The organism is Peribacillus sp. FSL K6-5616, from assembly GCF_038008245.1.
GTDB classification, from domain to species: Bacteria; Bacillota; Bacilli; order Bacillales; family DSM-1321; genus Peribacillus; species Peribacillus frigoritolerans.
This window is the reverse complement of the sequence record NZ_JBBOYT010000001.1, coordinates 3,380,840-3,392,238: the sequence shown is the minus strand read 5'-3', so window position 1 is coordinate 3,392,238 and position 11,399 is coordinate 3,380,840. Positions and strand designations below refer to the sequence as shown.

Below are 11,399 nucleotides of genomic sequence, written 5' to 3'. Positions count from 1 at the left end.
GCATTGAATTTTGCGGATATAGCAAAACAAGAGGGGGCCACAGCATTACAAGAAAAAACTGGTGTTGTCATTGGGAAAGGTAAAGGGGAAAGTATCGAAGAAGCATTTACTGAATTAGAACAAAATGCAGCATTGCCACTTTATATCGGGCATGTTAACTCCTTCATTTTAAGTGAGGATGTAATCAATAAGAAAATGAAGGATTTCATTGAATATGTAGGGAAAGAGCCCTTATTGCGATACAATTCATGGCTGTTTGTTACAAACGGGGATATTAAAAAAGTGTTTGACAGTGATAGTTTCTTTAATCTTCCTAACTTATTCACGATCATTCAAAGGCCAGAGACCGTTATTAATGAAAACTATTTCATTTCCCCGTTAAAATTCAGTGAACTGGTTTCGGAATTTTATCAACCGGTTGGTTCCATTTTAATTCCCTCTATAGTAATAAATGAGCGTCATTACACAGACAGGGGGAAAGAAAAAAAGATACCAACGTTGAATGGCGGCTATGTTATATCAAAACAACAGTATAAAGGGTTCGTAAGTAAACAAGATTTGATTGGTATGAAATGGGTTGAAAACAAGGCGACAGTCATGTTTTTTTCCCTGAATAAACAAAAGGTAAGTGTTGAAATCATGGACCCCAAAACAAACATCAAAGTATTGGAACAACAGAAGAAACCCTTATATGATTTAGAAGTTAAAGCAAATGGGATATTGAAACAAAATATAGATAACTTGGATATGGAAAAAATCGAAAAAAAGGTAGAAATAAAAATTAAGCAAGATATTTTGAAGACATTGGAGACGGGGGAAAAATTCAATACAGACCTTTTTAACATAAGTGAAAAGGCATACAGATACCATATCAATAAGTGGGATAATAAAATTATTAATTCCTTTGATAAGACTTCAATAAATAACATAAAAGTTAATATCCATATTGAACATAGTGAAAATTACAAACGTTAGTTTATAAGTTTCAGGTTATTGCAGATGAGGGAGTTGTGTTAGACTTAACTTATCTGGAAAATTCAGCGGCTGTTGTTGATCATGATAGGCAGAGTTGAATCCGTCCGTTGGCACTGGAGAAGAAGCGGCTTTTACATATGACGAATGACAGCAAATTCTTTCTCAGCCCCAAAAGAGCTCCCGTGCCGATAAAATGAAAAAGGGTGAAATGAAAAATGAAGACAGTAATCATTGCAACGAAAAATAAAGGGAAAGCCAAGGAGTTCGAAAGCTTATTTTCTGCTAAAGGTTATGAAGTCAAAACACTTCTCGATGTACCGGATGCCCCGGATGTGGAGGAAACAGGCACGACCTTTGAAGAAAATGCGATCCTGAAGGCAGAGGCCATTGCCCATCAGCTAGGCCACTTTGTCATTGCTGATGATTCCGGATTGATTGTAGATGCATTGGAGGGCCGTCCAGGCGTATATTCTGCCCGCTATGCTGGAGAGGCCAAGAGTGATGAAGCAAACACGGAAAAAGTCCTCCGCGAACTGGAAGGCGTGCCAAAAGAGGCTAGGACGGCGAGATTTTATTGCGCCTTGGCACTAGCGTCGCCCAACCAGGAAACGATTACGGTATCGGGAACGATGGAAGGCTTGATCACGGAACAGCCTTCAGGAACGAATGGATTTGGTTATGATCCCATCTTTTTTGTAGAGGAACAGGGCAAAACAAACGCTGAATTGACAAAAGAGGAAAAAAACCAAATCAGCCACCGTGCCAACGCATTGAGGGCCCTAGATGAAAAACTTGATCTATTTCTAAAAAGGGAAGAAGGAATGTGACGATGAAAGTGCTAATAATGAGTGACAGTCATGGCTTAACTCATGAAATCAGCATGATTGCCGACCGTCATAAACAAGAGGTCGCCGCCATGATCCATTGCGGTGATTCAGAGTTGGAGAGAAATGACCCTCACATGTCGGAGTTTTTGGCCGTTGGCGGGAATTGCGACTATGATTCGGCATATCCGGATGATATTGTGGAGAGTATCTCAGGCAAGCGTTTCTTCGTAACGCATGGACACCTCTATAACATAAATATGACCTTGATGAACCTATCTTATAAAAGTGAAGAGACAGGGGCGGATATTATTTGCTTTGGTCACTCCCATGCTGCAGGCTCAGAGTGGATTGACGGCAAGCTCTTCATCAACCCGGGAAGCATACGGCAGCCGCGGGGACGAAAAGAGAAAACCTATGCCATTTTGGAGATTGGAAATGACCAACTTGAAATCATCTATTATGACATTGAAGGAAAAATCGTTGAGGATCTAAGAAATGCTTATCAAATGGAATGACTTCATGTATAATGAACAGGAAGCGTTTTTCCCCGCTTCCTGGTTGTTTAAAAAAAGAAAAAACTTTTTTTAAAAAACCGTTGACTTCCTTTTGATATCCTACTATAATAAGAAGTGTCCTAAGGGAACAGTTAAGGTAATACATAAGTTTTACCGCAACTTATATCATAAATGTCTCAGTAGCTCAGCTGGATAGAGCAACGCCCTTCTAAGGCGTCGGTCGGGAGTTCGAATCTCTCCTGGGACACTAACTTAACGGCTGCAAAGCCCGCTACCACAACCTTCTATATCGTTTAGTGAAACGGTCAGTATAACGGTCATGTAAGAAATTACACCGTATATCGACTTACATTACTAACGATATAGGAGGTTTTTTCGTATGACCAAAAGAAAAGGATTATTAGATGTTAAAGTAGACGTAAGAGGGTTATTAGAGGAATTACCCGTTTCTAATTCTGCCGCTTCAAAAGCTAGGACTGAACAACCTGCTATTCTAAGTGACTCCATCTTGATTTCAAACGCTCTAGACGTTATTACAAGGCAAATGAAGGTGAGTGGTAATAGAAGCCGGACTATAAGTGATTATGTACTTCATGTAGAGCATTTTCAAAGAGTAACAAATGTTGCCGATATTACAGCCAATACCATTTATAAATGTTTAGATAGCATGAATGTAAGCAATCAAACAAAATTAACACGTTTAAAATGTCTAAAGGCTTTTTTGTCTAGATGCTTTGATAATCGTTGGATTGAAATGAAGTTTTGGAAAACCATTAACATTAAGGTGGACCAAAAGGTGAAGGAAGGTGCTACGGAGCATGATGTTAATGTTCTGCTCTCTTTACTGGACTTGGGGAATTTCATCCACTTAAGGGACGCTGTAGCCGTCCTAGTCATGTTTAAAACAGGTATCCGAATAAATACATTGGTTCAACTTGAGGAACGGCATATAGACCTTAATAACAATGTGCTAAATTTAGAAGGAAGCATTATGAAAAATCATCAACAAATTAAATTGCCTTTTGATGACTTCCTAAAAAAACTGTTAGAGGTACTGTTAAAACAAAATGCAATAATTAGAACAGAATATGGCAAGAAAAATAGTTTGATTTTTATTACTAAGTACGGAGATGTCATATCAACCTCACCAACGCATAATAACATTCAGAAGCGGTTAAATAAGTATTCTCGAATGTACGGTTTGAAGAATATCAATCCTCATGCGTTAAGAAGGGGGTTTGCTAAGACCTTGTTAAATAAAGGAGCAAATGTTGCTGTAATCTCTAAGGCGTTGGGTCATAGTGATATATCAGTTACGACCAAATATCTGCATTTAGATATTGATGAAGTCGTAAATAACTTACGATCCTACTTATGAGGTAACAAGAAGCATATACTTCCAGATTTTTAGCATCCTTAGCTTGCTAATTTAAGAAGTGTGATTACTCAAGATTTCAGAAGTATTATGCTATGCTATCCCCTCTATTTTTTATCAACCCCACCCAATCTCCATTACGGAAGACAGGTTCTGAAGTGCCGTCCTGTTTGATGCCGTCGATGTTGGCTGGAAACGTTGATATATAAGGGTTTTGTGATTATTGAATGAAAGGATAAAAATGGATAAATTCTAGAAAAACTACTTTTTTGTGACCACATGTGACCATTTTTGTGACCACTGCGTGACCAAAGAATGTACAGTTCGTTATCAGCCTAAACAGTTAATAAAGTTCCCTTAGAATGAGCCTTCCTTAATTATTAGGGGAGGCTAATTTGTATGATATCTTCTCTGCAAATGTGACCATTGGCTTTTGCTCTTCGATCACTTTATTAGCAGATTCAAGTTGTTTACCTTGTCGGTCAATTGTCTTTTGGGCAACCACTAATGCCTTCGCCATGATTGTAGCATCATCATCATCTTCATTTGTTGCGATATACCCACCATCTCTGCGAATTGCCTTAAGGATTATCTTAACTTCTTTCATGAATGCTTTTGCAATTGGCTTTCGTGATTGCATCAATATTCATATAGACCGTCTTCTGTTAAGAAATACATATTGCGAACCTGACCGCTATAGTGTATCGGTGAGGTTACTTTCTCATCTTCATCAACTGTTTTCAGTATTTGTCCAACTTTGTCTTTAGAGTAATCAATCCACTCAGCAACATCTTTTGCTAGGAAGAGGGGATTGCCCAATTCAAAAGTGTAGAATCGGAAGGAAGGTTATAGTGTACAGCGGTCTCGTTGATCGATGCCCCATATTCGTTCATATATTTAAGTACCTATAGTTTAAAGGGCAGAGTGTAATTTGTATAGGGTGAAACAAGTCCTTCCATCCCATGTTTTAGATAGCGAGCGACCCAACTTTTCAGAGGGGATAAACCTACATTTCTTTCTTGAGTAATGGATTTATGGTTTTTTTTCCCTTTTAAGTACTCTAAAACTGCATTTGATTTTTCGTCTATCGTATATTTAGTCAAAAAAACTGCACCTCCAATTGAACCGAACCCAATTTATAAGTTACTAAACGTCCTTTAATGCCTTTTTTAGAACAAAAGTATCAATTTTAAAATCAATTATAGCTATTTTGAAACTGTACTTGGCAGAAAACATATTACTATTTGCATATTTTTTTAAAAGTTAATTATTTACAAATGGTTACATCTAATTTACAATATATAACATAATAGTATAAAACTATTAAAAATTTTACAAGAGGTGACATTTATGGAAAAAGACAAACAAAAACTAATGTGGGAATCTTCAACACAAAAAAGCACTCAAAAACAAGGTGGCGTTCCATTAGTCAAATCTGTTGGTTGTGCTGCATGCTGGGCAGCAAAGAGTATTTCACTAACACGTTCATGCCTACCGCCCACACCTATTAACCTAGCTCTCTAAACGAGCAACTAGAGATGGAGAGGAGAAATCCCTCTGTCTCTAGTATTAGTACATTCATCATATTTATTGAAAGGAAAGATGTATAAATGACTAATGATCTTGATTTAAAGTATGAACCAGAATTTTCCTTACATCTACAACCGAGTGGGTGTTTCCTTTTAGAGAGTCGAAGTATGTACTATTTTCGTTTAAGTGGCGTTGCATCAGAACTTGCGCTTATTTTATCTAAGACTAGATCTATAGATAAAACAGCGAAAATTTGGGGAAATATACATAATGAGGAGATTACTTCTCAGCATTTAATAGATCAATTCAATGAACATCCTTTCACATCAACTTGGAAGGAAGGTATATTAAAAAACTTACGTATATCTGGCTCTACAAAATCCTATTTACCAATAAGTTGCACTTTGCAACTGACAAACGGATGTAACTTAAGTTGTGCCTTCTGTTACGCAAGTTCTGGCAAGAGATATACTAATGAATTGGATACAGATCAATGGCTAAGTGTATTACAAAAACTTGCTATTAATGGCGTTTCAGATGTTACTTTGACAGGAGGAGAAGCAAGATTAGCTAAGGGATTTAAACGTATCTTAGCTACTGCAAGTTCTTTATTTACTAATGTACATCTATTTAGTAACGGTATAAATTGGAGGGAAGATGAAATTGATTTAGTCACACAATTGAACAATGTGGTAGTTCAAGTCAGTGTTGATGGGACACCTGATATTCATGACAGACTTCGAGGAAGACAAGGAGCTTATCATGAAACCATACATAATGTTAAAAAATTAACTAACTCAAAAATTCCTACTTTAATAGCTATGACTATAAATCCCTCAAATTATAAGAGTGTAGAACATGTAGTAGAAGACGCTGTATTAGCAGGTGTTAGTGCATTTAGGGCAGGTCTTACGCTCCCTGTAGGACGAGCGAAAGATAGTGACTTCGGGTTGTCAGACAATCAATACAATTGTGTAAATACTCAATTGAAAAAATGTATAGATAAGTGGGGAGACCGTATCATTTTAACAGACTGGAATAATGAAGGGAATAATGGATGTACCGATTTTTGTACTCCTGGATACTTATCTTGGTACATTCGAGCTGATGGTACTGTGACTCCTTGCCAAATTGAGGGAGCTGAACTTGGAAATATTCTAGAGGATTCTATACACAATATTGGTGCTCCAGATCGTTTACTTTATGTTAGAGAAAATTCTAAATCTTGTCACTGTATTAGCAAAGTATCTTTACCTTGTGATAAGGATCTCCCATTTCAGTAAATTACTATTGGAGGTTACTCTTTTGAATATAATTTTACTAAGTTTACTAGGTGTAATTGGATTCGTATTATTTCTGAAATATCGGCCTAAATCTTATGAATCAATATTAATTGACAAGGAAGAAGCAATTAATATATCAACAAGGCATATTAAAAAGTTGACTAATATTGACGTTTCCGATTGGCAGCCTTATTGCATGTATTGGTATGATCGGGAGACAGTTAATAGATTACATAATCTAAATATGCTTAACAGGTTAAGAACTACATTATACAAATGGGGAATTATTGAATCATGGAGAATTCGATTCGTTAGTCAAAATAAATCAATCTCAATAGGAATTAATGCGGATAAGGAAATTGTTTTTATGCACGTTGATGTTCGTTCTCAGGAAATGGGAACTAATGAAATTAATATACAATCCCCTTTAGATGTAATTAAAGCCTTAACTGTGAATAATTCTGGGATATGGAGTAAAGTTAAAAGTACTGGAGAAGGTGAACGCAAAGAGGATTTTTCTAATATTAGAACTTACTGGTATATTCTTGAAGAAGAAGAATTAAGAATGAAAATATCTATCCAAGTACAGGAAAATGTTATTATCGGTATATTAAGTGATACAGAAATCTTAACCTCTAACATGGGTGAAATTGTAAAAAAAGAATTTGGGGAATCAGCTTTAAATTTATCTGGATTCATAGGTTCATTTATAGCTACAATTATAGGAATTCTTCTATTGATATTTACAGATAACGCAGTTTATTTGAAAACACCTATAATTATTACACTGTTTACCATTGTAGGTGTTTTACTTACTTGTAAAGAAGATATATCTATGGGGATAATAAATTCTTTTGACTCTAGGCTTTCTGTCAAATCTGTTTACTTGATTGGAATAATTTCAGCTATTATGGGGAGTATTGCTTATGGATGTGTTACTTTTATTACATCTCTTACTGGAATTAATTTAGCCACTGTTCTAGAATTACCTTTATTCGAGAATGTAGGTATGCAAGTGCTTACAGGTGTTTTGATATCTTTTATTTCTTTAGGATTATTCTCCTCTATATTTCATTATATGGATAAAAACAATTTAATTAGGATATCTCCTGAACTATCAGATAGATCATCCTATCTTTCTGGTTTTAAACTTAAACAGAGTTTAAGCATTAGTTTACAGAGCTCTGTAACTGAAGAGGTTATTTTTAGATTATTAGGTATTTCAACTTTATTATGGCTTTTTAACAACAATCTTTTAGCCGTAACCATTACTTCTGTATTGTGGTCATTATTACATCAAGGAAGTGGTTATAATCCACGGTTTATACGTTGGATTCAATTAGTCTTATTTGGTTTTATTTTAGGATTTACTTACCTTTACTATGGTTTCCTTGCAGCCCTTATCACCCATTTTGTACACAATTTTATTGTGTTATCAATACCTTTAATTTATTACAAGATTCAAATGAAAGCAGGAAAAGTAGAAAATACCCATAATATACAATATTGATGAAAACTTTTTACAAGAGGTAAGGATGTGTCAGATGCTAACATTAAATAATATAGTTAAGCAGTATGAAAATGGAGATGGGATTAATAATATTAGCTTTTCAGTAAAATCAGGTGAAATTGTGGGACTTTTAGGAGCAAATGGCGCTGGAAAAACAACCACATTAAGATGTATTTGCGGATTATATAGTGTAGAAGAAGGAGAGGTCAACCTTTTTGGCTCTAGTCCCAACACTAATCAATCCCGAAAGTTAACAGTATTTATACCTGATAGCCCCTATCTATATCCTACTCTTACAGTTGCGGAACACTTACAATTTAAGGCTAAAGCATTCGGAGTACCTAAAAGCGAGTTAAGAGCTAAAGTTCAAGAAGCTTTAAAAGAAGTGAATTTAGAAAGTTATGCAGATAGACCTAGTGGGAATTTATCTAGAGGACAGAAACAACGTATTTTGCTGGCAGCTGCATATCTACAAGAAGCTAGTTTATATTTACTCGATGAACCAACTGTTGGTTTAGATATACCATCAAAACAATGGTTAGCCCAGTGGCTAAAGAAAAATGCTGAAAATCAAAAAAGTGTAATTATCTCCTCACATAGTCTCGATTTTGTTATGGAAACTGCTAATCGGGTTATATTAATACAACAAGGGAAGATCATAAATTTACACACTGTTCCCACACAAGAAACTCTTTTAGAACCTTGGCGTAAAGCTATTATTAGAGAGTTAGGAGGCCATATAGAAGATGAGTAATCTCTTTTCCCTCTATTTCCATACAAGCTTAAGAAAATGGATAGACATTAATAATAAGAGGAAAATACCCATTTTCTCGTTGGTATTGTTAATTATCTTTATAACTTTACAAAGTCAGGCAATACCTACATATAATCAAGAGAGAATAAATACAATTGGGTGGGTTATAGTCGCCTTGTATTTAATATATGCATTGTATGGTTTGATTTCTAATCGTTTACCCTCAAAAATGGAAGATGTCATATGGATTTATACCTTACCTATGTCTATGAAAAAAATAGTATGGTCATTGGTAATTTGGAATTTTTGTTTAAGAGGAGGAATTTGGTTTATATCTGCCCTACTAGCAGATATACTGCGACTAATATTAAATCTATCCTACGCTCATTTATTTATACATGCACTAATAGGAGTATGGGTTATTTGCTTATTAGAATTACTCTTGTTCGCTATGTCCTCCACACGGGGGAATCGCAAATTATGCTTAACAATAGGAGTATTGATTTTCATAGGAGTTATCTTGTATTCAACTTCTATTTACTATATCCATAATAATATTTCCATTAATTCTTCATTAGTTATGTTCTTTGATACAGTTGCGCATGGAATTGGAAATTTATTATTTGGAAACATTAATTTCCCTGGTGTACTTGTAGTTATTTGTCTATCCATTTTAGCCACTATTATTATTCACATATCAACTAAAGACCCAAGATTAAAAGAAAAACTTGTAAGGGAAGCAGAGTTTTGGTCTGAGTTTAAAGATTTTAACTCCATGGTTTCTTCAGTTCAAAATAAACAGCAAGAAAGTTGGTGGGGTGGAGAATATTTAACTGGAACATTTTCATTTATTTGGTATGAAATGTTGATTATGAGAAAGCACAAACTTTCTTTAATACTTCAATACTTTTTAGGATTAATTTTGATTATATGTATATGTAAATTTTTCCCAAATGCTATTTGGACTTTTCTTGCAGCAATTTTATTTTCTTCGATAATAGGATCTTATTTTTCAGGTCTTATTAGACATGCTCAAACACATGACTTATTCCTTTTACCAGGTAAACTTTTAACTAAAATTTTATTATTAGAAACATTATATATATTACCTGCCTTTCTTGTAGTAGCTTCATATATATTAATTGGAAATACCGTGGGTTTTAAAGTTATCACAGATAACCTATATTTTTTAACTTTATTACCTTCATTATATATAGTTATTCTAATTTTAAGAATATCTGTATTTTACTCTACTTTTATAATATCTATTAATACTTCTATTGGTGATTATTTCAAAAAACTTATTGTATACCTGACTATGTATTTGTTAGTTATTAGTATTTTTTTACGGGCAGGCATTTTATTAAAATTATCCACAATCAATGCTATAAATCTATCTTTAATCATAGTTAGTATTTTATCTTTCATAACACTTTACAGAAAAAAACATTTAGCTACTACAAAGGGGAGGGAACAAAATGTCAAACTCAAAACCTATTGATATAAATATTCTTAAATTAGGAAGTTCAGATACGCAAGAAGCCTTAGGAGCTGTAAATAAGTTGAAAGAGAGTAATGTTAACGCAATACCAGCACTCATACAAGCACTAGATAATGAAAATAGTTCTATCAACACTATGGCTATAATTGTGCTTGGAGAATTACAGGAAAAAGCTAAAGAAGCAGTGCCTAGGATATCACAAATGATATTTCAAGACGATGAGCAAACTAGGATGGCTGCTGCTTTGGCTCTATTAAGAATAGGAAAAACTAGTATTCCCTACCTAAAAAAAATTGTTAATTCAGATGACTTTAAAGCAAGCTTTTGGGCAGTTTGGTCTTTAGCCCTTCTAGATCCAAATCATGTAGAAGAAAAAGGTTTAAAATTGTTGAAGAGAGTATATGATGACCCAGAAAGCCCGGTTGAAAAATTAGCAGCAGAAGAAGCTATGGGAATAATTATATCTAAGCGAATTGATTAATAAAGGAGCTAGTGAATATGGAATGTATAGATTTTTTATATAAACTGAGTGAGGACTCTAACTGGTTATCGAAACGCTATACTAAGGAATATTTTTTTGAAAAAGAATATGTAATTGTTTATTTATGGTCTACTAGTTGTAGTTTTTGTAATGAAATTATTCCAATGATAAGGGAATTCTTGATAGAAAATAAATCAAAATTAAGAGCTTTATCAGTTCATGTTCCTTTATGTGAAGAAGATTTAGAGGTTGCGAGAGTGACCAAAATAGTTGTTGAGGAAAAAATACAAGATCCAGTCCTGTTGGATCATGAACACGTTATAATTTCTACTCTTAATGCTAAATTTTTACCTTCAATCTATCTTTTTAACAAGGACCATGAAATTGTCAGTAAAAAAATAGGTATAGAAAACATAGACTCTTGGTTTTCTAGCTTAAGAGACATAGTAAAGGATCAAATTGTTCAGGAGGTTTTAAAAGATCAGAGCATAAAAGGTTCTGGTGCAAAAACTTCAATTCACTTTTAAGTAATCTCTAAATCTTGGATATACTGCTGCCGCAGCACCCATGTTAATGAACTAACGCACCCGTAGTTGAAGAGGAAATTATTGTTTATATTTACTCATTGTTAGTCCTTATTCCACTTAT

The 11,399-nt window shown here is 34.4% G+C and carries 13 protein-coding genes and 1 tRNA gene; 12 read left to right on the top strand and 2 right to left on the bottom strand.

Translation table 11 applies throughout. From position 1 onward, the window contains the following. Positions 1-3 precede the first annotated feature (3 nt). From MHB45_RS16255 to MHB45_RS16235, 5 genes are all read left to right on the top strand, one after another. The gene (locus MHB45_RS16255; protein ID WP_340908007.1) at positions 4-975 is read left to right on the top strand and encodes a Ger(x)C family spore germination protein; all 972 of its coding nucleotides are present in this window, start codon (positions 4-6) and stop codon (positions 973-975) included. Between the two features lie 215 nt (positions 976-1,190). Further along, on the top strand, positions 1,191-1,802 hold the full coding sequence (locus MHB45_RS16250; RefSeq protein ID WP_048689045.1) for an XTP/dITP diphosphatase: 612 nt from the start codon (positions 1,191-1,193) through the stop codon (positions 1,800-1,802). 2 nt (positions 1,803-1,804) lie between these two features. Then, complete coding sequence (locus tag MHB45_RS16245) at positions 1,805-2,317, top strand: metallophosphoesterase family protein (RefSeq protein ID WP_202186156.1); 513 nt, start codon at positions 1,805-1,807, stop codon at positions 2,315-2,317. 173 nt (positions 2,318-2,490) lie between these two features. After that, a tRNA-Arg gene (locus MHB45_RS16240) sits at positions 2,491-2,564 on the top strand. Between the two features lie 132 nt (positions 2,565-2,696). After that, a complete protein-coding gene (locus tag MHB45_RS16235) occupies positions 2,697-3,695 on the top strand; it encodes a tyrosine-type recombinase/integrase (protein ID WP_048689052.1) in 999 nt (332 codons plus the stop codon). A 370-nt stretch (positions 3,696-4,065) separates the two neighbouring features. Here MHB45_RS16235 and MHB45_RS16230 read toward each other — a convergent pair whose 3' ends face one another. Beyond that, positions 4,066-4,332, bottom strand: a complete 267-nt coding sequence (locus MHB45_RS16230; RefSeq protein ID WP_048689054.1) for a hypothetical protein — start codon at positions 4,330-4,332, stop codon at positions 4,066-4,068. Further along, the gene (locus MHB45_RS16225; RefSeq protein ID WP_072273347.1) at positions 4,332-4,511 is read right to left on the bottom strand and encodes a BRO-N domain-containing protein; all 180 of its coding nucleotides are present in this window, start codon (positions 4,509-4,511) and stop codon (positions 4,332-4,334) included. The genes MHB45_RS16230 and MHB45_RS16225 overlap by 1 nt, the downstream gene beginning before the upstream one ends. Before the next feature lie 531 nt (positions 4,512-5,042). Here MHB45_RS16225 and skfA point away from each other — a divergent pair. The 7 genes from skfA (at position 5,043) to MHB45_RS16190 (ending at position 11,278) form a co-directional block, all read left to right on the top strand. Next, positions 5,043-5,216 (top strand): sporulation killing factor, encoded by a 174-nt coding sequence (gene skfA / locus MHB45_RS16220; protein WP_065421222.1) that lies wholly within the window; start codon positions 5,043-5,045, stop codon positions 5,214-5,216. Positions 5,217-5,302: 86 nt separating this feature from the next. Further along, complete coding sequence (gene skfB, locus MHB45_RS16215; protein WP_048689060.1) at positions 5,303-6,505, top strand: sporulation killing factor system radical SAM maturase; 1,203 nt, start codon at positions 5,303-5,305, stop codon at positions 6,503-6,505. Between the two features lie 22 nt (positions 6,506-6,527). After that, on the top strand, positions 6,528-8,015 hold the full coding sequence (locus tag MHB45_RS16210; protein WP_048689063.1) for a CPBP family intramembrane glutamic endopeptidase: 1,488 nt from the start codon (positions 6,528-6,530) through the stop codon (positions 8,013-8,015). A gap of 34 nt (positions 8,016-8,049) precedes the next feature. Next, entirely contained in the window at positions 8,050-8,769 is a 720-nt protein-coding gene (locus tag MHB45_RS16205) for an ABC transporter ATP-binding protein (RefSeq protein ID WP_226990546.1), read from the top strand. Next, entirely contained in the window at positions 8,762-10,270 is a 1,509-nt protein-coding gene (gene skfF, locus MHB45_RS16200; RefSeq protein ID WP_072273346.1) for a sporulation killing factor system integral membrane protein, read from the top strand. Before MHB45_RS16205 ends, skfF begins: the two co-directional genes overlap by 8 nt. Further along, the gene (locus MHB45_RS16195; protein WP_048689071.1) at positions 10,248-10,751 is read left to right on the top strand and encodes a HEAT repeat domain-containing protein; all 504 of its coding nucleotides are present in this window, start codon (positions 10,248-10,250) and stop codon (positions 10,749-10,751) included. The genes skfF and MHB45_RS16195 overlap by 23 nt, the downstream gene beginning before the upstream one ends. Before the next feature lie 17 nt (positions 10,752-10,768). Continuing rightward, positions 10,769-11,278 carry a TlpA family protein disulfide reductase gene (locus MHB45_RS16190; protein WP_048689074.1) on the top strand — a complete coding sequence of 170 codons (510 nt, stop codon included), beginning with the start codon at positions 10,769-10,771 and terminating at the stop codon, positions 11,276-11,278. The last annotated feature ends 121 nt before the right edge of the window (positions 11,279-11,399 follow it).